21 protein-coding genes are annotated in these 24,044 nt (G+C 72.7%); 14 read left to right on the forward strand and 7 right to left on the reverse strand.

What is annotated here, in order from left to right; all coding sequences use genetic code 11:
* Positions 1-45 precede the first annotated feature (45 nt).
* Positions 46-687, reverse strand: coding sequence for an alpha-ketoglutarate-dependent dioxygenase AlkB (locus K1X13_RS09590; protein ID WP_221024872.1), 642 nt, complete (start codon positions 685-687; stop codon positions 46-48).
* A 262-nt stretch (positions 688-949) separates the two neighbouring features.
* On the opposite strand from K1X13_RS09590, the gene K1X13_RS09595 reads away from it, so the two are divergent.
* The 9 genes from K1X13_RS09595 to K1X13_RS09635 all read left to right on the forward strand — a co-directional run bounded on the left by K1X13_RS09595 (position 950) and on the right by K1X13_RS09635 (position 10,312).
* Positions 950-1,705 (forward strand): GntR family transcriptional regulator, encoded by a 756-nt coding sequence (locus tag K1X13_RS09595; protein WP_221024873.1) that lies wholly within the window; start codon positions 950-952, stop codon positions 1,703-1,705.
* A gap of 22 nt (positions 1,706-1,727) precedes the next feature.
* On the forward strand, positions 1,728-2,318 hold the full coding sequence (locus K1X13_RS09600; RefSeq protein WP_308249478.1) for a nucleotidyltransferase family protein: 591 nt from the start codon (positions 1,728-1,730) through the stop codon (positions 2,316-2,318).
* Positions 2,319-2,394: 76 nt separating this feature from the next.
* On the forward strand, positions 2,395-3,291 hold the full coding sequence (locus K1X13_RS09605; RefSeq protein WP_221024874.1) for an AAA family ATPase: 897 nt from the start codon (positions 2,395-2,397) through the stop codon (positions 3,289-3,291).
* A gap of 10 nt (positions 3,292-3,301) precedes the next feature.
* Positions 3,302-4,471, forward strand: a complete 1,170-nt coding sequence (locus tag K1X13_RS09610; RefSeq protein ID WP_221024875.1) for a vWA domain-containing protein — start codon at positions 3,302-3,304, stop codon at positions 4,469-4,471.
* On the forward strand, positions 4,464-5,603 hold the full coding sequence (locus K1X13_RS09615) for an XdhC family protein (protein WP_221024876.1): 1,140 nt from the start codon (positions 4,464-4,466) through the stop codon (positions 5,601-5,603). Before K1X13_RS09610 ends, K1X13_RS09615 begins: the two co-directional genes overlap by 8 nt.
* A gap of 102 nt (positions 5,604-5,705) precedes the next feature.
* On the forward strand, positions 5,706-6,182 hold the full coding sequence (locus tag K1X13_RS09620; protein ID WP_221024877.1) for a (2Fe-2S)-binding protein: 477 nt from the start codon (positions 5,706-5,708) through the stop codon (positions 6,180-6,182).
* Positions 6,179-8,647: a xanthine dehydrogenase family protein molybdopterin-binding subunit gene (locus K1X13_RS09625; protein ID WP_221024878.1), complete on the forward strand. Its 2,469-nt coding sequence runs from the start codon at positions 6,179-6,181 to the stop codon at positions 8,645-8,647. The genes K1X13_RS09620 and K1X13_RS09625 overlap by 4 nt, the downstream gene beginning before the upstream one ends.
* Positions 8,644-9,498: an FAD binding domain-containing protein gene (locus tag K1X13_RS09630; RefSeq protein WP_221024879.1), complete on the forward strand. Its 855-nt coding sequence runs from the start codon at positions 8,644-8,646 to the stop codon at positions 9,496-9,498. Before K1X13_RS09625 ends, K1X13_RS09630 begins: the two co-directional genes overlap by 4 nt.
* A 49-nt stretch (positions 9,499-9,547) precedes the next feature.
* Positions 9,548-10,312, forward strand: coding sequence for an SRPBCC family protein (locus K1X13_RS09635; protein WP_221024880.1), 765 nt, complete (start codon positions 9,548-9,550; stop codon positions 10,310-10,312).
* A 160-nt stretch (positions 10,313-10,472) separates the two neighbouring features.
* Here the strand turns inward: K1X13_RS09635 and K1X13_RS09640 are convergent, their stop codons facing one another.
* Positions 10,473-10,823 (reverse strand): DUF8819 family protein, encoded by a 351-nt coding sequence (locus K1X13_RS09640; protein WP_308249479.1) that lies wholly within the window; start codon positions 10,821-10,823, stop codon positions 10,473-10,475.
* 31 nt (positions 10,824-10,854) lie between these two features.
* Here K1X13_RS09640 and K1X13_RS09645 point away from each other — a divergent pair, with 31 nt between their 5' ends.
* Both K1X13_RS09645 and K1X13_RS09650 read left to right on the forward strand, forming a co-directional pair.
* On the forward strand, positions 10,855-11,595 hold the full coding sequence (locus tag K1X13_RS09645; RefSeq protein ID WP_221024882.1) for a copper homeostasis protein CutC: 741 nt from the start codon (positions 10,855-10,857) through the stop codon (positions 11,593-11,595).
* Positions 11,595-12,794, forward strand: coding sequence for a DUF4031 domain-containing protein (locus K1X13_RS09650; protein WP_225914926.1), 1,200 nt, complete (start codon positions 11,595-11,597; stop codon positions 12,792-12,794). The genes K1X13_RS09645 and K1X13_RS09650 overlap by 1 nt, the downstream gene beginning before the upstream one ends.
* Positions 12,795-12,800: 6 nt before the next feature.
* On the opposite strand, the gene K1X13_RS09655 is transcribed toward K1X13_RS09650, so the two are convergent.
* Entirely contained in the window at positions 12,801-13,445 is a 645-nt protein-coding gene (locus K1X13_RS09655; protein WP_221024883.1) for an HD domain-containing protein, read from the reverse strand.
* Positions 13,446-13,549: 104 nt separating this feature from the next.
* Between K1X13_RS09655 and K1X13_RS09660 the strand changes: the two genes are divergently transcribed.
* Together K1X13_RS09660 and K1X13_RS19370 are read left to right on the forward strand one after the other, a co-directional pair.
* Positions 13,550-16,255, forward strand: coding sequence for a cation-translocating P-type ATPase (locus K1X13_RS09660; RefSeq protein WP_225914927.1), 2,706 nt, complete (start codon positions 13,550-13,552; stop codon positions 16,253-16,255).
* Positions 16,256-16,386: 131 nt separating this feature from the next.
* Positions 16,387-18,288 carry a hypothetical protein gene (locus tag K1X13_RS19370; protein WP_221024885.1) on the forward strand — a complete coding sequence of 634 codons (1,902 nt, stop codon included), beginning with the start codon at positions 16,387-16,389 and terminating at the stop codon, positions 18,286-18,288.
* Between the two features lie 69 nt (positions 18,289-18,357).
* On the opposite strand, the gene K1X13_RS09670 is transcribed toward K1X13_RS19370, so the two are convergent.
* Entirely contained in the window at positions 18,358-18,993 is a 636-nt protein-coding gene (locus K1X13_RS09670; RefSeq protein WP_221024886.1) for a GNAT family N-acetyltransferase, read from the reverse strand.
* 100 nt (positions 18,994-19,093) lie between these two features.
* On the opposite strand from K1X13_RS09670, the gene K1X13_RS09675 reads away from it, so the two are divergent.
* Positions 19,094-19,504 (forward strand): VOC family protein, encoded by a 411-nt coding sequence (locus K1X13_RS09675; RefSeq protein ID WP_179803374.1) that lies wholly within the window; start codon positions 19,094-19,096, stop codon positions 19,502-19,504.
* Here K1X13_RS09675 and K1X13_RS09680 read toward each other — a convergent pair.
* The 3 genes from K1X13_RS09680 to K1X13_RS19660 all read right to left on the reverse strand — a co-directional run bounded on the left by K1X13_RS09680 (position 19,501) and on the right by K1X13_RS19660 (position 23,937).
* Positions 19,501-21,639, reverse strand: a complete 2,139-nt coding sequence (locus tag K1X13_RS09680) for a HelD family protein (RefSeq protein WP_308249480.1) — start codon at positions 21,637-21,639, stop codon at positions 19,501-19,503. The two genes, K1X13_RS09675 and K1X13_RS09680, sit on opposite strands and share 4 nt — an antisense overlap.
* A 118-nt stretch (positions 21,640-21,757) precedes the next feature.
* Complete coding sequence (locus K1X13_RS09685) at positions 21,758-23,404, reverse strand: DNA repair helicase XPB (protein ID WP_221024887.1); 1,647 nt, start codon at positions 23,402-23,404, stop codon at positions 21,758-21,760.
* Positions 23,401-23,937: a CGNR zinc finger domain-containing protein gene (locus K1X13_RS19660; protein ID WP_221024888.1), complete on the reverse strand. Its 537-nt coding sequence runs from the start codon at positions 23,935-23,937 to the stop codon at positions 23,401-23,403. Before K1X13_RS19660 ends, K1X13_RS09685 begins: the two co-directional genes overlap by 4 nt.
* Positions 23,938-24,044: the final 107 nt, after the last annotated feature.

Consider the following 24,044-nt stretch of genomic DNA (forward strand, 5'->3'; position numbering starts at 1 on the left):
CGGCCGGGGCCCTTCGTGCGTCCGCCAGGATGCGGCTGGTCGGCGCTACCGCACGTTGTGCGGGCGGAACTGGACGCTGACCCGCGGGCCGACCGGCCTGGCGGTCTTGGGCACGGCGTGCTCCCAGGTGCGCTGGCAGGAGCCGCCCATGACGAGCAGGTCTCCGTGGCCCACGGAGAAGCCGAGCGTCGCGCCGGCGCCGCCCTCGCGCGGGCGGAGCAGCAGGCGGCGGTCTTCGCCGAAGGACACGATCGCCACCATCGTGTCGTCGGTCCGGCTCCGGCCGATGGTGTCGCCGTGCCAGGCCACGCTGTCGCGCCCGTCGCGGTAGTAGCAGAGCCCGGCGGTCGTGAACGGCTCGCCGAGCTCGGGGAGGTAGTACGCGCTCAACGCGTCACGGGCCTCGGCGAGGAGCGGATCGGGCAGCGGGTCGTCGGCGCCGTAGAACTTCAGCAGTCGCGGGACGTCGACCACCCGGTCGTACATCTGCCGCCGCTCGGCGTACCACGGCACCTCGTGCACCAGCCGCACGAAGAGCTCGTCGGCCCCGGTCACCCAGCCGCGCCGGACGTCCACCCAGGCGCCGTGGCTCAGCCGATGCCGCTCGACGGTTCCGGGCAGCCTGCCGAGAGCGGGCTCGGTCGTCGTGTCGGTGTCGAAAAGTGAGGCCTGGAAATCCACGGACATGCGGGCCACGATACCGCGGGTTCGAACACATGTTCTAGTGAACATTCCGGGTCAATCCGCTCAGCAGGTCATCCGATTCGGGGATATTTCTCCGCTTTTGTCGTACCGTTTCGGACCGGGGGACCCCTCGTCACGACCCTTTTCCGGCCCGGTGACGGAGGTGCTCGGCGGCCGCGAGGCGGTGCCGCGCCAATTGCCTCGGGCCGGGCCATGCTCCTCGGCACGGGGTTAAGGTAGGGACACGGCGACTGGGGAGGTAGCCATGGGTGACCTGATCACCCCCGAGCGGACAGGACAACCACACGTGCTCAAGCACGTGCAGGTGCGCGAGTACGTCCGCAGCCTGATCCAAGATGCCGAGCCGGGCAGTCCCGCGCCCTCGGAGCGCGAGCTCGTGCAGCACTTCGGCGTGGCGAGGATGACCGTCCGGCAGGCGCTCGACGCACTCGTCACCGAGGGGCTCCTCGAGCGAGTCCCTGGACGCGGGACGTTCGTCGCCCGGGCGAAGATCGACGTCCAGGTACGCCTCTCCAGCTACACCGAGGAGATGGGCCGTCGCGGCATGAAGCCCTCGTCGCGCACCCTCCTCGCGCGGATGGAGTCGGCCGGCCCGGGCGTCGCCCGTGCGCTGGAGATCGCCGAGGGGGACAAGGTCGTCCACTGGCAGCGGATCCGTCTCGCCGACGGGGTCCCGATGTGCATCGAGGACGCCTACCTCGCCGACAGCATCGTGCCGGGCTTCCTGGAGGCCCCGCTGCCCGAGAGCCTGTACGCCGAACTCGCCCGCCGCAACCTGCTGCCGACCTGGGGCGAGGACTCGGTCGACGCCGACCGCGCCCGCGCCGAGGAGGCCGACATGCTCGGCATCGAGAAGGGCGCCTCGGTGCTCCGGATCGCGCGCCGCGCCTTCGCCAGCAACATCGCGGTCGAGGTGTCCCGCTCGACGTTCCGCGCCGACCGGTACACCCTGTGGGTCCCGCTCTGCCGGCCCAACGCCCCCGTCTCCCGCGCCCACTGATCCCGATCCTCTGAGCTGCTCGGTGTCCACGGTCCTCGGTCTGCTGCTCGCTGCCGGGGAGGGTCGCCGGATGGGCACCCCGAAAGCCCTGCTGTACGACGGGCAGGGTGGCTCGTTCCTGCTGCGGGCGGTCGACGTGCTGCGGGACGGCGGCTGCGCGTCCGTCTCCGTGGTGCTCGGCGCCCGGGCCGACGAGGCCGCCGCCCTGCTCGACGGGGCGACCGGGCCCGGCGACGCGGCCCCCCGGGTGGTGCGCGCGGACGACTGGGCCGAGGGGATGGGCGCCTCGCTCCGCGCCGGCCTCCGCGCCGCGCTGGACGGCGATGCCACCTGTGCGCTCGTCTCGCTGGTCGACCTGCCCGACGTCGGCGCCCCCGTGGTCCGCCGGATGCTCGACAGCCTCGGGTCGCAGAAGGACGTGCTCGGCCGGGCGTCGTACGCCGGGACGCCGGGCCACCCGGTGCTGATCGGCCGCGACCACTGGAGCGGGGTGGTCGAGTCCGCGCGCGGTGACCGCGGCGCCCGCGACTACCTGCGCGAGAACCCCCCGACTCTCGTGGAGTGCGGCGACCTCGCCACCGGCCGCGACGTGGACACCCCACACCAGCTCTAGCCGGCCGCCAGGTCTCGAGGGGGCTCTCGTCGGTGGGCCGTCGACCACGGGTTGCCTGGTAGGTAATGCTGGTCACATGCAGCCTGCCGTGAACGTCTCGTCGCCCTCCGACCTCGCCGAGCGGCTCGGCACGACCGGCTACCTGTGCGACGAGGCGCTCGCCACGATCGGCTACCTGGCGATCACCATGCAGCGGCCGCTGCTGCTCGAGGGCGAGCCCGGCACCGGCAAGACCGCGCTGGCCGAGGCGGTCGCGGAGGCGCTCGGCCTGCCGCTGATCCGGCTGCAGTGCTACGAGGGGATCGACGCGAGCCAGGCGCTGTACGACTGGGACTTCCCCCGGCAGATCCTGCACCTGCGCGCGGTGGAGAGCACCGCGTCGACGAGCGTGGACGCCGACCTGGAGAAGGTCGAGCAGTCGCTGTTCGACGAGCGGTTCCTGCTCGCGCGGCCGGTGCTCCGCGCGCTGCGGGAGAGTCCTGCCGTGCTCCTCGTCGACGAGATCGACCGCGCCGACGACGAGTTCGAGGCGTTCCTGCTCGAGGTGCTCTCGACGTACCAGGTGACCATCCCCGAGCTCGGCACGGTCCGCGCCGCGACCCCGCCGATCGTGGTGCTCACCTCCAACCGGACCCGCGAGATCCACGACGCCCTGAAGCGGCGCTGCCTCTACCACTGGATCGAGCACCCCGGCCTGGAGCGCGAGGTGGCCATCGTCCGCTCCCGCGCCCCCGAGGTGTCGGAGCGGCTCGGCCGGCAGGTGGTCACGCTGGTCCAGCAGCTGCGTGCCCGCGACGACCTGGTCAAGCCGCCGGGGGTCGCGGAGACCCTGGACTGGGCGCGGGCCCTCGAGCGGCTCGGCACCGAGGACCTCGACGTCGAGGCCGCGGCCACCACGCTCGGCACCGCGGTGAAGTACCGCGAGGACGCCGAGCGGGTCCGCAAGGCCCTGGACCGGATGCTCGCCGGGTAGGCGGGACGACATGACCACGACCGTCCCGGCCCCGGCGCTCCGGCACGACGCCGACGAGCTGCTGCTCGGGTTCGCGCGCGCGCTGCGCGCCGCCGGTGTCGCGGTCACTCCTGACCGGGCGCAGTCGTTCCTGGAGGCCGCCTCGCTGGTCGGGCTCGGCGACCAGCGGGCGACGTACTGGGCCGGGCGTACGACGCTGTGCTCGGGGCCGGACGACGCCGAGCGCTACGACCAGGTGTTCACGTCCTGGTTCATCGCCCAGGAGACCTCCTCGGTCCCGCGCGAGCGGCCCGAGCAGACGACGTCGCAGGCCGAGCTGGACGACTCCGGCGACCCCGGACGGCACGAGGTCGAGGGCGAGGACGAGGTCCGCGCGATGGCCAGCGGGACGGAGGTGCTCCGGCACCGCGACATCGCGGAGATGGACGCCCGTGAGAGGGCCCGGCTGGCTGCCCTGTTCGCCACGCTGCACCCGGTGGCGCCGCGCCGGGCCGCCACCCGCCGGACCGCGTGGCACCGCGGCGACGTCGACGCCGGGCGGACGCTGCGGCGGATGCTGTCGCGGATGGGGGAGCCGGCCGAGATCGCGTGGCGCCGTCGGGCGACACGACCCCGGCGCGTGGTGCTGCTCGTCGACGTCTCGGGCTCGATGAGCGCCTACGCCGACGCGCTGCTCCGGCTCTCGCACGTGTTCGCCCAGGGCATCCGCGGCGCCCGGCCCCCCGGGGGCGGCCGTGCCGGTGCCGGGTCGGCGGTGGAGGTGTTCACCGTCGGCACCCGGCTGACCCACATCACCCGGGCCATGCAGCTGCGTGACGCCGAGCGCGCGATCGTCGCCGCCGGCGCCACGGTGCCCGACTGGTCCGGCGGCACCCGGCTCGGCGAGACCCTCAAGATCTTCCTCGACCGCTGGGGGCAGCGGGGGATGGCCCGCGGCGCGGTGGTCGTGGTGTTCAGCGACGGCTGGGAGCGCGGCGAGCCGGACCTGCTCGCCGAGCAGATGCGCCGGCTGCACCGGCTGGCGCACCGGGTCGTGTGGGTCAACCCGCACCGCGGCAAGGAGGGGTACCTTCCGGTACAGCAGGGGATCGTCGCCGCGCTCCCCTTCGTCGACGACTTCGTGGCCGGGCACTCGCTGACCACGTTCGCGGAACTGATCGAGGTGGTCGCCCGTGCGTGAGGTGCTGTCGGACCTGATGCGATGGTGGGAGGCGGGAGAGACGGTCGGCGTCGGCACCGTCGTCGCGACCTTCCAGTCCGCGCCCCGCCCGCCCGGGGCCTCGATGCTGGTCGGCCCCGGGGGCGAGGCGGTCGGCTCGGTCTCGGGCGGCTGCGTCGAGGGCGCGGTCTACGAGCTGGCGGAGACGGTCGTGCAGACCGGCGTACCGGTGCTCGAGCGGTACGGCGTCAGCGACGACACCGCGTTCTCGGTGGGGCTGACCTGCGGCGGGATCCTCGACGTGTACGTCGAGAAGGTCGACCGGACCACCTTCCCCGAGCTCGCCGAGATCGCGGCGGACATCGAGCGGGGGCGGCCGGTGGCGGTCGCCACGGTCGTCGAGCACCCCGACGAGGCCTGGCTCGGCCGGCGGATCGTGGTCCGCGCCGAGGACGACGAGACGCCGCGCACGGGGAGCCTCGGCTCGTCCCGCGCCGACGACGCGGTCGCCGACGACGTGCGCGGCCTGCTCGCCTCGGGACACAACGCGACGCTGACCTACGGCCCCGACGGCGAGCGCCGGGGCGAGGGGATGCGGGTGTTCGTGTGGGCGTTCGCGCCACCGCCGCGGATGCTCGTCTTCGGTGCGATCGACTTCGCCGCGGCGGTCGCCCGGATCGGCAGCTTCCTCGGCTACCACGTGACGGTGTGCGACGCCCGGCCCGTGTTCGCGACCCACTCCCGCTTCCCGTCGGCCGACGAGGTCGTCGTGGACTGGCCGCACCGCTACCTCAAGGCCGAGGTGGCGGCCGGGCGGGTCGACTCCCGGACCGTGCTGTGCGTGCTCACGCACGACCCCAAGTTCGACGTGCCCCTGCTCGAGGTGGCGCTGCGGCTCCCCGACGTCGCCTACGTGGGGGCGATGGGGTCGCGCCGTACCCACGAGGACCGGCTCGCCCGGCTGCGGGAGGCCGGCCTCGACGAGAAGGAGATCGCCCGACTGTCGTCGCCGATCGGGCTCGACCTCGGCGCCCGGACGCCGGAGGAGACCGCGGTCAGCATCGCCGCCGAGATCATCGCGCTGCGGTGGGGCGGGCAGGGCGGCCGGCTCGGCGAGGAGGCCGGCCCGATCCACCACGGCGTCGCCCGCTGAGCATGAGAACTTGCTGAGACAGTCCCACGTGACCCTTGTCACAACTCGTCAAAACGGCAACGATCGGATCCTCGCACCTCACCCTCCACGGGAGTTGATCGAATGACCCGCATCAGTCTCAAGGTCGACGGCGCCAGCTGTTCCGACGACGTCGAGCCCCGCATGCTGCTCGTCCACTACCTTCGCGAACGACTCGGGAAGACCGGCACCGTCATCGGCTGCGACACCAGCAACTGCGGCGCCTGCACCGTCCACCTCGACGGCAAGAGCGTGAAGTCCTGCAACGTCCTGGCCGTGCAGGCCGACGGGCACGAGGTCACCACCATCGAGGGGCTGGCCCAGGACGGCGAGCTGCACCCCGTCCAGAAGGCCTTCCACGACTGTCACGCCCTCCAGTGCGGGTTCTGCACCCCGGGGATGATCATGCAGAGCGTGGACCTGCTCAACGAGAACGCCAACCCCTCCGAGGAGGAGATCCGGCTCGGTCTCGAGGGCAACCTGTGCCGCTGCACCGGCTACCACAACATCGTCAAGGCCGTGCAGGCCGCGGCGTCCGAAGGGGCGGGTGCGTCGGCATGACCGTCACCGAAGACCGCCCCGCCCGGCGCGAGATCGGCAACGCCCGCAAGCGCAAGGAGGACCAGCGCCTCATCACCGGTCGCACCAAGTGGACCGACAACATCCAGCTGACCGGGATGCTGCACCTCGCGATGGTGCGTAGCCCCTTCGCGCACGCGAAGATCACCCACATCGACACCTCGGAGGCGAAGGCAGCCACCAACGTGGTCACGGTGATCACCGGCGCCGACGTCGCCGAGGAGCAGGGGGGCCTGCCCACCGCCTGGGCGATCACGACCGACCAGAAGACCCCGGTCCACCCGTCCATCGCCGTGGACCGGGTCGCGTTCGCCGGCGAGATCGTCGCCGTGGTGGTGGCCCGCTCGGCCGCCGAGGCGCGCGACGCCGCCGAGCTCGTCGACGTGGACTACGAGGAGCTGCCCGCGGTGCTCGACCTCAAGGAGGCGGCCACCGACTCGGCGCTCACGCACCCCGACCTGGGCACCAACAAGTCCGCGTTCTGGCAGTTCGACTCGGCCAACGCCGGGACCGGCTCCGCGGTCGACGAGGCGATCGCCGAGGCGCGGGAGAGCGGCGTCGTCATCGAGCGGGAGTACCGCCAGCAGCGGCTGATCCCGGCCTTCATGGAGCCACGCTCCTTCGTGGCCGACCCCACCGGCGAGCAGCTGACGCTGTGGTCCTCGACGCAGATCCCGCACATCGTGCGGTTCTTCCTCGCGGTGGTGCTCGGCATCCCCGAGAGCAAGATCCGGGTGATCGCGCCCGACGTCGGCGGCGGCTTCGGCGGCAAGCTGCAGTTCACCCCGGAGGAGATCATCACGGTCCTCGCCGCCCGTCGTACCGGCAAGCCGTGCAAGTACACCGAGACCCGCTCCGAGTCCCTGATGTCGGGCCACCATGGACGCGACCAGTGGCAGAAGCTGACGCTGGCCGCGAAGTCCGACGGCACCGTCACCGGGCTGAAGGTCGACCTGATGGCCGACCTCGGCGCCTACGCGGGGGTGGTGGGGGGCGGCGTGCCGATCCTGGGCGCCTTCATGTTCAACGCGATCTACAAGTTCCCCGCCTACCAGTTCAACTGCACCAACTACTACACGAACAAGACGTGGGTCGACGCCTACCGCGGCGCCGGCCGGCCGGAGGCGACGTTCGCGATCGAGCGGATGATGACCGAGCTCGCCGACGAGCTCGGCGTGGACCAGCTGGAGATCCGGGAGAAGAACTGGATCAAGCACGAGGAGTTCCCGTTCACCTCGGTCTGCGGCCTCGAGTACGACTCCGGCAACTACGAGGAGGCCACCGCCAAGGCGAAGGAGATGTTCGGGTACGACGAGCTGCTCGCCGAGCAGCGGCGGCGCCGGGAGTCCAAGGACCCGGTCCAGCTCGGGATCGGCGTCTCCACCTTCACCGAGATGTGCGGCCTCGCGCCGTCGCGGGTGCTCGGGTCGCTCAACTACGGCGCCGGCGGGTGGGAGCACGCCGCGGTGCGGATGCTTCCGACCGGGAAGGTCGAGGTGGTCACCGGCGTCTCCCCGCACGGGCAGGGGCACGAGACCGCGTGGTCGCAGATCATCGCGGACCGGCTCGGCGTGCCGTTCGAGGACGTCGAGGTGCTCCACGGCGACACCCAGATCTCGCACAAGGGCATGGACACCTACGGCTCGCGGTCGCTCGTGGTCGGCGGCGAGGCGGTGGTGAAGGCCGCGGACAAGGTGATCGAGAAGGCCAGGCCGATCGCGGCACACCTCCTCGAGGCCTCCGTCGACGACCTCGAGTTCAAGGAGGGCCGGTTCGGCGTCAAGGGCACCGACAAGGGGATGGGGATCGCCGAGGTGGCCCTGGCCTCCTTCACCGCGCACAACCTCCCCGACGGCGTGGAGCCGGGCCTGGACTCCGACGCCACCTTCGACCCGTCGACCTTCTCGTTCCCGCACGGCACGCACCTGTGCGCGGTCGAGATCGACACGGAGACGGGCGGCGTGAAGATGCGCAAGTACGTCGCCGTCGACGACGTCGGCAACATCGTCAACCCGCTGATCGTGGCCGGGCAGGTGCACGGCGGGCTGGTCCAGGGCATCGCGCAGGCGCTGTGGGAGGAGGCGGTGTACGACGACGCGGGCACCCTCGTCTCGGCGTCGTTCGTCGACTACCTGGTTCCCACCGCGGCCGACACGATCAGCTTCGACACCGACCACACCACCTCGCCCGCGACGAGCAACTCGCTCGGCACCAAGGGCGTCGGCGAGGCGGGGGCGATCGCGTCGACACCGGCGGTCGTGAACGCGGTGGTCGACGCGCTCCGGCCGTTCGGGGTCAAGGACGTACGCATGCCGTGCACGCCGGAGCGGATCTGGAAGGCCATCCACGACCGGGGTGCCGGCGGGGACGAGCCGACCGAGAACGCCGCGATGCCCCACTTCGACGAGGCCGACGTGGCCGACCGCACGGACGGAGCCAGCGCATGATCCCCGCACAGTTCGAGTACGTCGCCCCGACGACCGTCGAGGAGGCGCTCACGGCGCTCGCCGAGGGCGGTGAGGACGCCAAGGTCCTCGCCGGCGGGCAGAGCCTGCTGCCCGTCCTGCGGATGCGGCTCAACGTGCCGTCCGTCGTCGTGGACCTCGGCCGGATCGACTCGCTGCGCGGGGTGCGCGACGACGGCGACGCGATCGTCGTCGGCGCGATGACCACGCACTCCGACGTGTTCCACGACCCGCTGGTGCGGGAGCACGCCGCGGTGCTGACCGAGGCGATCGAGCAGCTCGCCGACCCGCAGGTGCGGCACCGCGGGACCTTCGGGGGCGCGCTCGCGCACGCCGACCCCGCGGGCGATCTCGGCGCGCCGGTGCTCGCGCTCGGCGCGACGTTCACCATCGCCGGGCAGGGCGGCACGCGCACGGTCGAGGCCGACGACTTCTTCGAGGACCTGTTCACCACCGCGGTCCAGGAGGGAGAGCTGCTCACCGAGATCCGGATCCCGAAGTACACCGGCTGGGGCGGCCACTACGAGAAGTTCGTGCGGGTCGCGCACCAGTGGCCGATCGTCGCGGTCGCGGCGGCGGTCAAGGTCGACGGCGGCACGATCACCGAGGCCCGGGTCGGCCTGACCAACATGGGCTCCACGCCGCTGCGGGCCCGCTCGGTCGAGCAGGCGCTCGCCGGGCAGCCGGCCACCGACGAGGCGGTCCGCGCGGCCGCGGCGTCGGCGGCCGAGGGCACGAACCCGCCCTCGGACCTCAACGGGGACGCCGACTACCGGCGCCACCTCGCGACCGTGCTGACCCGTCGCGCCGTGCTCGCCGCGGCGGGGGCGTGAGGGCCGTGCGGGCGGGACGGTCCCGGCTGACTGCTGGAGGGAGGACCTGATGGAGCTCAAGCACGACTTCACCGTCCCGGCCTCGGTCGAGGACACCTGGAAGGCTTTCAACGACCTCGAGATGGTCACCGGGTGCTTCCCCGGCGCCGCGCTCACCTCGGTCGAGGGCGACGACTTCAAGGGCACCTGCAAGGTGAAGCTCGGCCCGATCTCGCTGCTGTACTCCGGCACCGGCACGTTCCTGGAGCGGGACGCGGACGGTCACCGGTTCGTGCTCGAGGCCAAGGGCAAGGACAAGCGCGGCAACGGGACGGCGGGGGCGACGGTCACCGCGTCGCTGCAGGCCGAGGGGGAGAGCTCGACCCGGGCCAGCGTGGTCACCGACCTGTCCATCACCGGCAAGCCGGCGCAGTTCGGCCGCGGCGTGATCCAGGACGTCTCCGACAAGCTGCTCGGGCAGTTCATCGCCTGCCTGGAGTCGAAGGTCGGCCCCGTCGAGGAGGTGCCGGCCGAGCCGATGGGCGCCGAGGCGCCGCCGCTCGCGGAGGCGGCTGCGCCTGCCGCTGCGCCGGCGGAGGCCGGGGCCGCCCCGCTGGCCGGTGTCGCCGACGGGATACCGACGGGGGCACGTAAGGCGCCGGCGTCGACGTACGCCGGGGTCTCCGCGGGCCGTGAGGTCGGCGGCGGCGAGGAGGCGCTGGACCTGGGCGCGACCGTGCTGCCGATCCTGCTGCGGGCCTACTGGAAGCAGCTCGCCGGCGGTGTGCTCGTCCTGGTCGTGCTGCGATGGCTGATCGGGCGCCGTCGCCGATAGGGACCAGCCGGGGGAAGCCGAGGCCGGACCGATCCCGTCCAGGTGGACGAGAACGGTCCGGCCTCGGCGTGTTCTCACGACCGTCCTGACCGGTGCAGGCAACGGCGGGGGTGGACGGCGACGGCGGGGTGACCGTCGGCGCGCGGCGCCGCGCCGACGGTCAGTGGGGCAGGGAGCCGAGCGGGGCCACGGCGATCCCGGAGTGCTCGCACACCCAGGTCGGCTCCGGGCCGCCGAGCTCGGGGTGGATGTAGAGCGCGTGCGGCTCGAGGTGGTCGCAGGCCCGGCACAGCGGCCAGCGGCCGACCCGGTCGAGGAGGGCGTCCTGCACGTCCTGGGCGATCAGCCCGGCGACGTACTCCTTGCCCTCCGCCCACTGCGACGTCCACCACCGCCGGGTCGTCACCGCCTCCTCCAGGGCGGAGACGGACTCCGGGTTGGCGGCGCGCGTCACCTCGAGGTCGTGCAACACGAGAGCGCGCGCGGTCATCAGGGCGTCGTCGGATGTCACGATGTCTATTGTGAGCACCGGAGGTGGGGACATGCAGGAGCGGGGCGCTCTGCTCGAGGTCGTCGTCCTGCACCCCCGCGACGTCCCGGGCGCCGACGAGGGCGGCGCCGACCGCCTCTTCCTGGTCAACGACATCGAGTCCGGCGGGCTCTCCCCGGAGCCGGGCACGGTCTCGAGGCTGTGCCGCGAGACCGAGATCCCGGTGCGGGTGATGCTCCGCCTCAACGACGGCCTGACCACCACCGGAGGCGAGCTGAGCCGGCTGGTCGGGCTCGCCGAGGACTACCTGTCCGTGGGCGCCGAGGGGCTGGCGTTCGGCTTCCTCGACAGCGACCTCGAGATCGACGTCGAGGTGTGCGGCTACCTGGCGGACAGGCTGCCCGGCGTGCCGTGGACGTTCCACCGCGCGATCGACTCCGCCCTGGAGACCGACCGCGCGTGGCGCCAGGTGCGCCACCTGCCTGGCGTCGACGCGGTGCTCTCCGCCGGCTCCGTGCGCGGGCTCGACGCGGGCTGCGACGAGCTCGTGGAGCGTGCCGCCGCCGACCCCGAGGTCGCCCGGCTGCTGATGGCCGGCGGCGGCCTGCGCGGCGAGCACGTGCCGTGGCTGGCGCGCGCGGGGGTGCGGCAGTTCCACGTCGGCTCGACGGTCCGGCCCGGTGGCTCGTGGACCAAGGCGTACGTCGACGCGGCACACGTCCGCTCGTGGCGGATGCTGGTCGACGACGCGGTGGACCACGAGCTGGCCCGACGGACGACGCCGTACACCTGATGACCCTGCTGATCGACCCGCCCAACTCGCCGGGGCACGGCCGGCTGTGGTCGCACCTGGCCAGCGACGAGTCCTTCGAGGAGCTGCACCGGTTCGCGGCGTCGCTGGGGATCCCGCAGCGCGGGTTCGACCGCGACCATTACGACATCCCCGCCGAGCGCTACGCGATGGTGGTCGCGGCCGGGGCCACGCCGGTGTCGAGCCGGGAGCTGATCCGGCGCCTGCTGGGCGCCGGGCTGCGACGACGGAAGGCGGAGGCGTTGAGGCCGAGGAGAGCGGGACAGTCGCTGGTGCGGGCACGCCGGCTGAGCCCCGGGGACACCGTGGCGGTGGTCGCGCCCGCCGGGCCGGTGCCCGCGGACCGCCTCGACGCGGGGCTCGCCGTGCTCCGCTCCTGGGGGCTCGAGGTGCGCGAGCTGCCCGGGACCCGCGGCCGGTACGAACCGCTCGACTACCTCGCGGCCGACGACGCCTCGCGCGCCGCGGACCTGATGGCCGCCTGGTGCGACCCGGACGTGGCGGCGGTGTTCTGCGCGCGCGGCGGGTACGGCGTCCAGCGGATGGTCGACCTGCTCGACTGGGACGCGCTCGCGGCGGCGGGCCCGAAGGTGCTCATCGGGTTCTCCGACGTGACCGCGCTGCACCAGGCGTTCGGCGCGCGGCTGGGCGCCTCCACGATCCACGGGCCGGTCGTGACCAGCCTCGGGTCGGGGGACGACGAGTCGCGGGCGCACCTGCGGGCGATGCTGTTCGACCCCGGGCAGGCGATGACGCTGACCCCGGAGCCGGTCGAGGTGCTCCTCCCGGGACGGGCGGAGGGGGTGCTGGTCGGCGGCAACGTCGCCCTGCTCTCCGCCGACGTGGGCACGCGGACCTCGGTCCCCGCCGAGGGGGCGATCGCGGTGGTCGAGGACGTCGACGAGGACCTGTACCGGCTCGACCGGATGCTCACCCACCTGCTCCGCGCCGGGTGGTTCGACGGGGTGCGCGGGATCGCGGTGGGCCAGCTCACCGGCTGCGGGACGCCGGAGTCGTTGCGGGGCCTCGTGCGGGACCGGCTCGTGCCGCTCGGCGTGCCGACGCTCTTCGGGGTACCCACGGGTCACGCAGACCGGAACCTGGCGTTCCCGACCGGCGTCCCGGCGGTGCTCGACGCCGACCGGGGCATGCTCGCGCTGCGGGAGCCGGCGCTTCTCTAGGCCCGTCTAGGACGCGGGATCCTCGGGCTGCTGCGGCTCCTCGAGGGAGGCGAGTTCGCGGGCCACGTTGGCGCGGGCGGCCTCCTCCCAGCGCGTGCGGGCGGGCGCCGTACCGAAGATCCACGGAGCGTCGGTCAGGGCGCGCAGCACGCCGGCGCGGCCGCTGCGGAAGTGGGCGTCGTCGACGTGGGCGTACTCCTCACGCACGCCGCGCACGTACTCGTCGTACCGCTCCCGGTCCGCGGCGAGGATGGCGAGGTCGGCGTCGCACAGCACGTGGCCCGCGAGGTCGACGTCGTCGGGCCGGTGGCCGGCGGTCAGACGGACCAGGCGGGCGACCTCCTCGACGAGCAGCGGGGGTACGTCGACGGTGGCGAGCTCGCGCTCGGCGAGGACGGCGGAGCGCTCCTCGTTGTCCCCGTGCCGGTCGTAGACGACGTCGTGGAACCACGCGGCCAGCACCACGGCGTCCCGGTCCACGGCGTCCATCCCGTCCTCGCCGAGCAGAAGCTCCACCCGGTCGAGCACCTCGGCGAGGTGGCGCAGGTCGTGGTAGCTCCGGGACGGGTCGTCGTACGCCCGCACCAACCGGCCGCGGATCGCGGTGTGGTCGGCGAGCAGGGCGGGCCAGTGGCGGCGTACGTCGGTCACGGCGACGAGTCTCCCAGGGGAGGGAAGCCGGCCGGTGGCCGGGGAACGGCGGCAGGGTCCAACGGCTCTGTGCCGCAGACCGCTGCGCGGGCAGGATGAGACTGATGGACAGACTCGCCGAGCGCAGGGGCCTGACCACCGCGCAGGCGGCCGCCGGGCTGGCCGAGCACGGACCGAACGAGCCGCCGGAGGCGCCGCCACGCGGGTGGTTCCGGCGGGTGCTGGAGCAGCTCCGTGACCCGATGATCATGCTGCTGCTCGGGGCGCTCGTGGTCACGGTGGCGCTCGGTGACTACACCGACGCCACGATCATCGGGATCGTCGTGGTCCTCAACACCTCGATCGGGGTGTTCCAGGAGGTGCGGGCGGAGCGGGCGATCGCCGCGCTCGGGCGGATGGCCGCACCGCAGGCGCACGTGTACCGCGACGGGCGGCTGGTCGTCGTCCCGGCCGGTGAGGTGGTCCCCGGCGACCTGCTCCGGCTCGAGGCCGGGGACATCGTGCCGGCGGACGCCGACGTGGTCGAGGCGTTCTCGATGCAGGTCGACGAGTCCGCGATGACGGGGGAGTCGGTGCCGGTGGCACGCGACGCGGGATCGGAGGTTCTCGCCGGCACCGTGGTGACGAGGGGGCGTGCGGTCGCGGAGGTGACCCGCACCGGCGCGAACAGCGGTCTCGGCAGGATCGCCGCGCTGATCGCCACCGCCGGGATCCGTCCCACCCCGCTGCAGCGCCGGCTCTCGCGGCTCTCCCACCTGCTGGTCGGGATCGTGCTGGCGCTGGCGGCGCTGGTGTTCGGGCTCGGGCTGCTGCGCGGCGAGGGCGTCGCGGAGATGCTGATCCTCGCGGTGAGCCTGTCGGTGGCCGCGATCCCGGAGTCGCTGCCCGCGGTCGTCTCGGTGGCGCTCGCGCTCGGGGCCTACCGGATGGCGAAGCGGTCCGCCGTGGTGCGCTGGTTGCCCGCGGTCGAGACGCTCGGGTCGGTGACGGTGATCGCGTCGGACAAGACCGGCACGCTCACCGAGGGGCGGATGGTCGTGCAGCACCTGTGGACACCGACCGGTCGGGCGGAGGTCACGGGCCGGGGGTACGGCACGTCGGGCGCGATCGAGTCCGCCGGAGGCACGGCGGCGCCCGAGGACCTGCTGCGCGACCTGGTCCTGTGCAACGACGCGCACCTCGCGGGCCCGGTCGAGGGCGAGTGGATGATCGTCGGAGACCCGATGGAGGCGGCGCTGCTGGTCGCGGCCGCCAAGGGCCGGGTCGGTACGGCGGCCGTCCGGGCGTCGTGGGAGCGGGCGGAGGAGGTGCCGTTCGACAGTGAGCGGCAGCGGATGACGACGCTGGACCGGTGGGTCGGGGCGCCGCGCGGCGGGGAGGGGCGCGGGCCGCTCGGCGGGAAGCGCGGCGGGCCGTGGCTGGTGGTCTGCAAGGGGGCGCCGGAGGTGGTGCTGGACCTCGTGGCCGGAGGCGGGACGGGGGTGCCCGGGAGCGCGGTGGACGCGGTGACCGTGGACGCGGTGAAGGCGGTGACCCTGGACGCGGTGGCGGCGGACGCGGTGGCGGCGGACGCGGTGAGCGCGGACGCGGTGGCCGTGGACGCGGTGGCGGTGGACGCGGTGAAGTCGGCGCGGGGGGCGGCTCACGAGCTCGCGGAGCAGGGGTTCCGCGTGATCGCGGTCGCCCAGGCGTCGTACGACCAGCGGCCGGCATCCGACGTACTCGAGCGAGGGCTGTCGCTCGTAGGGCTCGCCGCGATCTCCGACCCCGCGCGTGAGGGCGCGGCGAAGGTGGTGGCGGAATGTCAGGCGGCGGGGGTGCGGCTGGTGCTGATCACCGGGGACCACCCCGAGACGGCGCGGGCGATCGCTGCGGGGCTCGGGATCACGGCCGCGGCTCCGGAGGTCGCGGTCGGGGACATGGTCGCGCGCGGCGAGCACAGGGACCGGGTCGAGGAGATCGGGGTCTACGCGCGCACGAAGCCGGAGCAGAAGGTCGACATCGTGCAGGCGTGGCAGGACCGGGGGCACGTGGTCGCGATGACCGGCGACGGGGTGAACGACGCGCCCGCGCTGCGCCGAGCGGACATCGGCGTCGCGATGGGCGAGCGGGGCACCGAGGTGGCGCGGCAGGCGGCCGACCTGGTGCTCGCCGACGACGACCTGCGAACCGTGGTGGTGGCGGTCGCGGAGGGACGCCGGATCTTCTCGAACATCAGGACGTTCCTGCGCTACGGGCTCTCGGGTGGCTTCGCGGAGGTCGCCGTGATCCTGGTCGGCCCGTTCCTCGGGCTGCCGCTGCCGCTGAACGCCGCGCAGATCCTGTGGGTCAACATGCTCACGCACGGGCTGCCGGGCGTCGCGTTCGGCGGGGAACCGCTCGACCCCTCGGTGATGAAGCGGCCCTCCATGTCGCCGGAGAAGTCCGTCCTCGGCGAGGGCCTCGCCCGGAGGATCGTCCGCACGGGCATCCTGATCGGACTGGTCTCGCTGGGCGCGGGGCTGCTCGCACAGTCGCGCGGGGAGCACGTGCAGACGTGGGTGTTCCTGACCATCGGGCTCGCGCAGCTCGGGGTGGCGATGGCGCTCCGGGCACCGCGGAACGGGGCCGGCTGGAAGGCGCGCGGGCTGGAGTTCGCGGTGCTGGGCGCGGGCCTCCTCCAGGTGGCGGGTGTGCTGGTGCCGGGGCTGCGCGACCTGCTCGGCACGGAGCCGGTGACGTGGTCGACGTTCCTGCTGCTCCTCGGGCTGAGCCTGGTGCCGGGTCTGCTGATCCTGGTCGAGCGGGTGGTGGTCGGGCGTCAGCGCTGAGGGGACGCCCGCGGGTGGAAGGTCGGTCGGTCCTGGGCCCCGCGCGGAGTCTGGAATCTCTTTGCACAGATGGGGATCTGCCTCGTTCTGGGTGGCCGGAAAGTGTCGGTGGTCGGTCGTAGGTTGGGGTGATGGAGGCGGTGATCGAGGACCAGGATGCGGCGGGGACGCTGGCGTCGCTGGCTCGGTTGCGTCGGGTCCGGGTGGAGGCGGAGCGGGACGTGTTCTTGCTGGTGGCGCACTTCGCGGACCTGTGCCACGCCGACTCGGTGCAGCGGACCGCTGGTCGGGCGGGCCGGGCGGGGCGGGTGTTCACCGGGATGGAGCGGGCGGTGTGCCTGGGTGGGGTGGGGACGCCGCTGGTGCGGGAGTTCGCCGCCTCCGAGGTGGCCGGGGAGCTGGAGATCTCCACCTACGCCGCCCGGGCGCTGCTGGCCGACGTGCTCGACGTGCGGCACCGGCTGCCCCGGCTGTGGGCCCGGGTGATGGCGTGTGAGGTGGCGACGTGGGTGGCGCGGAAGGTCGCGGTGGCGACCCGGGACCTGACACTCGAGCAGGCGTTGTTCGTCGATGCCGGGGTGGCGGAGTACGCCGACGGCCGGCTGTCATGGTCGAGGTTCGAGACGGTGCTGGAGGCCCGGGTCGTGGAGGCGGACCCGGAGGCGGCGGCGGCGCGGGAGGCGGCGGCCGCGGCGGAGCAGTTCGCGAAGGTCGGCCGGTCCAACGAGCACGGCCAGAAGACGCTGTACGTGAGGTCCACCGCGGCGGTGATCACCCGGATCGACGCCACCTTGGACTACCTGTGCCAGGCCCTGCGGGCGCTCGGGGAGACCGAGAACGCGGACGAACTGCGGGTGAAGGCGATGCTGCTGCTCGCCAACCCGCTCCAGGCCGTCGAGCTGCTCGCCGCCTACAAGCACGCCCACAGCAGAGGTACGACCGCCCCCGCCGCAGACACGCCTGGCTCAGGCGCGGCTTCCGCTGCGGGTGGTCCGCCTCCCGGACAACGCACCGGAGCGAACAGCCCGATGCCGGCCCGTTCGCCCGATGATCACGACGAGCCACTGCCGTTCGACGGTCCAGCGTCTGGTCCGACATCCCGCACCACCCCGGATTCAGGGTCGGACTCGACGTCTGGGCCGGATGCCGGGCCGCCGAGGCTCGGCGAGCACGACCTGCACCCCGGCGAGAACGACGCCGACGACCCACCCGACCCCGGCCCGGGGACAGCTCTGTCCTGCCCCACCTGCGGAGCAAGGCCGACGCTGGCAGGCTCGACGTCACCACCGGCCAGCGGCGCACAGTCGTCACCGACAGGGGACCCGTCGCCGTTCACGCAGCCGGCTTGGTTCCGGCCGGCCGACCTGCCCGCACCGGCCGAGGGCCGTGGGCACGTGGTGGGGGTGGACTGGGCCCGGCTGCTGCCCACGGTGACCCTGTACGTGCACCTGACCGACCACACCCTGGCCACCGGCCACGGGGTCGCCCGCTGGGAGGGCGAGGGGCCGATCTCGGCGCAGTACGTCCGGGACTTCCTCGGCCCGACCAGCCGGTTCACCATCAAGCCGGTGATCGACCTCGCCGGCCAGGCGGCCGTGGACGCCTACGAGGTCCCGGACCGGCTCCGCGAGGCGGTGCACCTGCGCACCCCGGCCGATGTGTTCCCGTACGCGTCGAACACCAGCCGCCGGATGGACCTCGACCACACCCGGCCCTACCGCCACGGCGCCTCGGTAGGGCAGACCGGGATGGACAACCTCGGCCCGCTGGGCCGGTTCCACCACCGGGTCCGCACCCACGGCAGCTGGGCCGTCGAGCAGCCCTTCCCGGGTATCTACCTCTGGCGCGCACCCCACGGCAGCATCTACCTGGTCGACCACACCGGCACCCGCAAGGTCACCGACCCCTGGCCGACGACCATGGGCCACGGCAACGGGGCACACGACTCAGCCGACAGGGACTCTCACCGCCTTGCCGCGGTCACCCCGCTCGAGACCCAGTTCGCCCTGATCATCACCGAAGGCGCGGCCTGACCCGGCAGGCACGGGCAGTGACATCGCCCGCGTGTGGTGCGTGTCGAGCCCGCTACCCGCTCGGAGACGTCAGAAGTCGACCCGCATCACGACACGTCTCGGTGTTGGACGGCTGACCTCGGTGAAACCGGCGTCGGCGAACACACCTCGGGTGCCGACGTGGAGCTCCTCCAGGAGCGCGTTCTTCGTAGTCATGGGGTAGCCCTCCAGGGCGCGGGCGCCGCGCTCGCGGGCGAAGTCCACCGCGGCGCGCGCGAGTGCCCGGCTGACGCCGCGTCGCCGGAAGCCCACGCGGGTGACGAAGCAGGTCACGGCCCAGACGCTGTCGTCGGACTTGTCCTCCGCGCGACCCGCCCAGGGCACGCGGTTGTTGCGCAGCAGGCCCGTGTAGCCGGTGCGCCTCTCGACCGCGCACCAGCCGACGGGCTCGCCGTCGAGGTACGCGACGAGGCCGGTGGTCGTTCCCGGCCCTCGAACGCCGCCTTCGGTCTGCTGACACAGCCGGTCGCTGCGTTCTTCGACGGGAACGAGGCAAAGGACTCCCGCGGCCGTAGCTTGTACCGCTGGCACTGGCACCGGGACGCCGCGCCGCGCGAGCCGAAGACCGTCTGCAGCTCTTCCCAGCCTGCCTCGTCGGCGGGCCGGAAGGAGATCACCGGTTCCGTGGCTGTCATGCGAACGATTCTGTCGGTCGAGTGGGCCCACCGCCGGGTCTTCAGCCCAACGACGACCGCGCGGGCGCCTAGGGCGCGCCTAGGGCCTGTCTCAAAGTCCGGCTCATTTGATCTTGTGGCAAGATCGCGGGGTGCTGCGACTAACCGACTTCATCATCGATTGCCCGGACACGATGAAGCTGGCAGCCTTCTACTCTGGGGTGATGGGGCTCCCGGTCAAGGAGGGCAGTAACGAGAACTGGGCCGGTATCCAGTTCGGCGAGATCGAACTGGCCTTCATCCAGGTGGAGGACTACCGCGCCCCGCAGTGGCCCGACAGCGAGCACCCCAAGCAGTTCCACCTCGACTTCGAAGTCGACGACATCGAGGCCGAACAGCGCCGCGTCCTGGCCCTCGGCGCGACCCTGCAGCGGGACTGCATCGGCCCCGACGGCTACGGCTTCCGCGTCTACGCCGACCCCATTGGCCACCCCTTCTGCCTCTGCCGCAACAAGGGTGTTATTTGGACCGATCAGGGCCTCATCTGGCCCAAGCGCGACTAGTAGGGCGCGCCCAGCTCCGGCGGCAGCTCCTCCCCGTGCAGCACGACGAGCGAGGTCACCGCCCGGGTCAGGCACACGTACAGCCGCCGCAGCCCCGTCACCCGGTCCGCCTCACCCGTCACGATCCCCGCGGGCTCGAGCAGCAGCACGTGGTCGAACTCCAGACCCTTCGCCAGCGACGCCGGTACGACGTCCAGCTTGCTGTCGAACTCCGTACCGAGCACGTCGTCGTCGGGAACCTCCACGTTCCCGGGGTCCTCCCCGAGCACCGCGAAGCCCACTCCGCCGGATCGCAGCCCCGTGGTCACGGCCGGCACGAGCGCGTCCGGCAGGATCAACCCGACCGAGCCGAGCTTGGCCGCCTCGACCCGTGCGGCGTCGACGGTCGCGGCGACCAGGTCCGTCACCCGTGTCACGACGAGGTCGCCGCGGGTGCGTCGTACGGATGTCGGCGGCTCCAGGTCCGGCGCGATCGTGGGCAGCAGGCGCGCGGCGTACTCGATCACCTCGCCGGGCACCCGGAACCCCTTGGTCAGCTGCTCGACGTGCGCGTCTGTCTTGCCGAGATGCGTCAGCGCGTCCTCCCAGGAGCGGCTCGCCCAGGGCGTGGTCGCCTGCGCGAGGTCGCCGAGCACCGTGGTCGATCCGGTCGAGCAGCGGCGTCCGACCGCGCGCAGCATCATCTGGGACAGGTCCTGCGCCTCGTCCGCGACGACGTGGCCCAGGCTCGACGTCCGCGCGACCAGGTCCGCGGCCTCGTCGATGAGCACCGCGTCGGCCACCGACCAGCGCACCGACGCCGGGCCCTTCGCGGGCTTGGCCCAGAGCAGCATCGTCTGCTCCTCCGGCGACAGCACGCCGTCGGCCGCCGCGGCCAGGAACGCCGGGTCGCTGAGCAGCCGCATCACCAGTCGGGCGGGGTCGACGGCGGGCCACAGCAGGTCCGCGTACTGCTTCACCGGACGGCTCCGGGCGACCGCGTCCTGCACCCGGTCGTCGGGGGAGTCGCCGGCCAGCTCCATCTTCACGAGGATCGCGTGCGCCAGCCGCTGCGGCAGCATCGCCCGCGCGGCGCCGTACCGCACCCCACGCTCGCGGAGTGCCGCCACCATCTCCTCGGCCTCGTACGACGCGACCCGCCACCGTCGCGCCCCACGCGGCACGACCAGACCCTCGGTCGGCGGCCGCAGGTGTGACCACAGCGCGCGGCGGATGACCTCGGCCATCCGGGCGTCGCCCTTGAGGGTCGCGACCGCCGGCTCGTCGGTGCCGCGGATCGAGTACCTGGCGTTGATGGTGCCGAGCGTCTTGGCGACGAGCTCCTCGATGGTCGTCTGCTGCGCGTCGATCTCACCGAGCGCCGGCAGCACGTCGCCGATGTAGCGCAGGAACGACGCGTTCGGCCCGACCACGAGCACGCCCTGGCGCGACAGCTGCTCCCGGTGCGAGTAGAGCAGGTACGCCGCGCGGTGCAGCCCGACCGCGGTCTTCCCGGTGCCGGGGGCGCCCTGGACGCAGACGGACCGCTCGAGCTCGGACCGCACGATGACGTCCTGCTCGGGCTGGATCGTGGCCACGATGTCGCGCATCGGGCCGACGCGCGGCCGCTCGATCTCGTCCTCGAGGATCTGCGAGTACTCGTCCTCCTCGACCTGCTCACCGGAGAGCCGCTCGTCCTCGAACGCGGTCATCTCACCGTGCTGGAAGCCGAACCGGCGGCGCAGCTCGACCCCCATCGGGTCAGCCTTGCTGGCCCGGTAGAACGCCCGGCTGATCCGCGCCCGCCAGTCCACGACCATCGGGTCGCCGACCTCGTCGCTGACGTGTCGCCGCCCGATGTAGAACCGCTCGCCGCGGGCCTCCTCGTGCTGCTCGTGGTAGTCGAGCCGGCCGAAGAACAGCGGCACCGTCGGGTCGTCCTCGAGCGCCTTCATCCGCAGGTAGATCGTGGACTCGAGCACCTGCTGGCTGACCCAGTCGCCGGCGGCCGAGGTGTCGAGCGACGCGGTGCGGGCCCGCATCCGGGCGAGCGCGGCCCGCGAGCGGGCGAGGTGTCCGCGCTCGGCGGCGAGGGCGGTGTCGGTCGAGTCGAGGGTGCCGGACTCGGAGCGGCCGGGGTCGGTGTGAGCAGGCACGCGAGGACCTCCGCTGACGCGGTCGTGAGTGGTGTGGGAGCCGTGTGACGTTACCAGGGCCGCCGTACGGCGTCACCCGGTTTTCCGCGACCCCGCACGTCCGCCGCCGGACCAGCCCTCAGGACTCCGCGGCGATGTCGTCGGCGTCCATGATCCGGTAGGCGTACCCCTGCTCGGCGAGGAACCGCTGCCGGTGCTGGGCGAAGTCGGCGTCGACGGTGTCCCGCGAGACGATCGCGTAGAACCTCGCCGACCGGCCGTCCTCCTTGGGGCGGAGCAGCCGCCCGAGCCGCTGGGCCTCCTCCTGCCGGGACCCGAACGACCCCGACACCTGGATGGCCACCGCGGCCGACGGCAGGTCCACGGAGAAGTTCGCGACCTTCGACACGACCAGCAGGTTGAGCTCGCCGTGCCGGAACGCGTTGAACAGCCGCTCCCGCTCCTTGACCGGGGTCTCGCCCTTGATCACGGGGGCGTCGAGCCGCTCCGCTATCTCGTCGAGCTGCTCGATGTACTGCCCGATCACGAGCGTCGGCTCGCCGGCATGCTTGGCGACGAGCTGCTCGACGATGTCGGTCTTCGTCCCGGTGCACGACGCCAGCCGGTACCGCTCGTCCGGCTCGGCCGTCGCGTAGACGAACCGCTCGCCCTCGGGGAGGGTCACCCGCACCTCGACACAGTCCGCCGGCGCGATCCAGCCCTGCGCCTCGATGTCCTTCCAGGGGGCGTCGTACCGCTTCGGCCCGATCAGCGAGAACACGTCGCCCTCGCGGCCGTCCTCGCGGATCAGCGTCGCGGTCAGGCCGATCCGCCGCCGGGCCTGCAGGTCCGCGGTCATCCGGAAGATCGGTGCGGGCAGCAGGTGCACCTCGTCGTACACGACCAGGCCCCAGTCGCGCGCGTCGAAGAGCTCGAGGTGCGCGTAGACGCCCTTCCGGCGCGTGGTCATCACCTGGTAGGTGGCGATCGTGACCGGGCGGATCTCCTTCTTCGTCCCGGAGTACTCGCCGATCTCGTCCTCGGTCAGCGAGGTACGACGGATCAGCTCCTCCTTCCACTGACGGGCGGAGACGGTGTTCGTCACGAGGATCAGCGTGGTGGCCTTCGCGTGCGCCATCGCCGCGGCGCCGACGATCGTCTTCCCGGCGCCGCAGGGGAGCACGACGACGCCGGAGCCGCCGTGCCAGAACGAGTCGGCCGCGTCGCGCTGGTAGCTGCGCAGCTCCCAGCCGTCCTGAGCGAGGTCGATCTGGTGCGCCTCCCCGTCGACGTACCCCGCGAAGTCCTCGGCGGGCCAGCCGATCTTGAGGAGAGCCTGCTTGAGGTTGCCGCGCTCGGAGGGGTGCACCACCACCGTCTCGTCGTCGAGGCGCTCGCCGACCATCGGCTTGATCTTCTTGGCGCGGAGCACCTCCTCGAGCACCGGGCGGTCCGTCGACGACAGCACCAGCCCGTGCGTGGGGTGCTTCTCCAGGCGCAGCCGCCCGTAGCGCGCCATGGTCTCGGCGATGTCGACGAGCAGGGCGTGCGGCACGGAGTAGCGCGAGTAGGCGAGCAGCGTGTCGATCACCTGCTCGGCGTCGTGCCCCGCGGCGCGCGCGTTCCACAGCCCCAGCGGCGTGAGCCGGTAGGTGTGCACGTGCTCGGGGGACCGCTCGAGCTCCGCGAACGGCGCGATCGCCTTGCGGCAGTCCTGCGCGCGCTCGTGCTCGATCTCGAGGAGGAGGGTCTTGTCGGACTGGACGATCAGGGGGCCGTCGTTCATGCCTGCGCTCCCTGGGCCACCGCGCGCTGGCGGGCCCGGTAGGCCGCGACGTTGGCGCGCGAGGAGCACCGGTCGGAGCAGTAGCGGCGGGACTGGTTGGGGGAGGTGTCGACGAAGACGTTCGTGCACGGCGTCGCGTCGCACACCCCGAGGCGGGTCGCGCCCAGGTCGCACACCAGCGTCGACAGGCCCATCAGGGACTCGGCGACGAGCAGCTCGGCCACCGAGGAGGACCGGTCGGCGACGTGCATGTGCCACTTCCCGGGCTCGTGGCCGGCGATGTACGGCGTCACCGGGTGCTTGGCGAGCAGCGCGTTGAGCTGCTCCACGACCGACGCCTCGTCGCGCGCGTTGGACGCCTCGAACACCGGCCGGAGCTCCTTCTGGAAGCGGCGCAGCGTCATCGCGTCGCGCTCGACGACCTGGCCGTGCAGCCAGCGCCGCCGGTCGAGCAGGCGTACCAGGGCGTCGGCGTCGTCGAGCTCAGCGTTGACGAGGTCGGCCGAGCGTTCGGCGTAACGAACAAAGTCCACCTCTAGATCTTACGGAGCGGCGCAAGGTACGGCGGCCGGTAAGGGGCTCGCTCCGGAACGAGTGACGCCTCGACGCCGCACGAGTGACCTCTCGACGCCGAACGAGT

Origin of the sequence: Nocardioides jiangsuensis (genome assembly GCF_019679455.1) — a bacterium.
Classification (GTDB): Bacteria; Actinomycetota; Actinomycetes; order Propionibacteriales; family Nocardioidaceae; genus Nocardioides_C; species Nocardioides_C jiangsuensis.

Excerpts from the sequence above, each read along its gene's own strand:
- K1X13_RS09650 (WP_225914926.1), top strand. The coding sequence starts at position 11,595 with ATGACCCTGCTGATCGACCCGCCCAACTCGCCGGGGCACGGCCGGCTG.
- K1X13_RS09630 (WP_221024879.1), top strand. The coding sequence starts at position 8,644 with ATGATCCCCGCACAGTTCGAGTACGTCGCCCCGACGACCGTCGAGGAG.
- K1X13_RS09595 (WP_221024873.1), top strand. The coding sequence starts at position 950 with ATGGGTGACCTGATCACCCCCGAGCGGACAGGACAACCACACGTGCTC.
- K1X13_RS09645 (WP_221024882.1), top strand. The coding sequence starts at position 10,855 with ATGCAGGAGCGGGGCGCTCTGCTCGAGGTCGTCGTCCTGCACCCCCGC.
- K1X13_RS09590 (WP_221024872.1), bottom strand. The coding sequence starts at position 687 with ATGTCCGTGGATTTCCAGGCCTCACTTTTCGACACCGACACGACGACC.
- K1X13_RS09635 (WP_221024880.1), top strand. The coding sequence starts at position 9,548 with ATGGAGCTCAAGCACGACTTCACCGTCCCGGCCTCGGTCGAGGACACC.
- K1X13_RS09610 (WP_221024875.1), top strand. The coding sequence starts at position 3,302 with ATGACCACGACCGTCCCGGCCCCGGCGCTCCGGCACGACGCCGACGAG.
- K1X13_RS09620 (WP_221024877.1), top strand. The coding sequence starts at position 5,706 with ATGACCCGCATCAGTCTCAAGGTCGACGGCGCCAGCTGTTCCGACGAC.
- K1X13_RS09685 (WP_221024887.1), bottom strand. The coding sequence starts at position 23,404 with ATGAACGACGGCCCCCTGATCGTCCAGTCCGACAAGACCCTCCTCCTC.
- K1X13_RS19370 (WP_221024885.1), top strand. The coding sequence starts at position 16,387 with ATGGAGGCGGTGATCGAGGACCAGGATGCGGCGGGGACGCTGGCGTCG.
- K1X13_RS09625 (WP_221024878.1), top strand. The coding sequence starts at position 6,179 with ATGACCGTCACCGAAGACCGCCCCGCCCGGCGCGAGATCGGCAACGCC.
- K1X13_RS09660 (WP_225914927.1), top strand. The coding sequence starts at position 13,550 with ATGGACAGACTCGCCGAGCGCAGGGGCCTGACCACCGCGCAGGCGGCC.
- K1X13_RS09605 (WP_221024874.1), top strand. The coding sequence starts at position 2,395 with ATGCAGCCTGCCGTGAACGTCTCGTCGCCCTCCGACCTCGCCGAGCGG.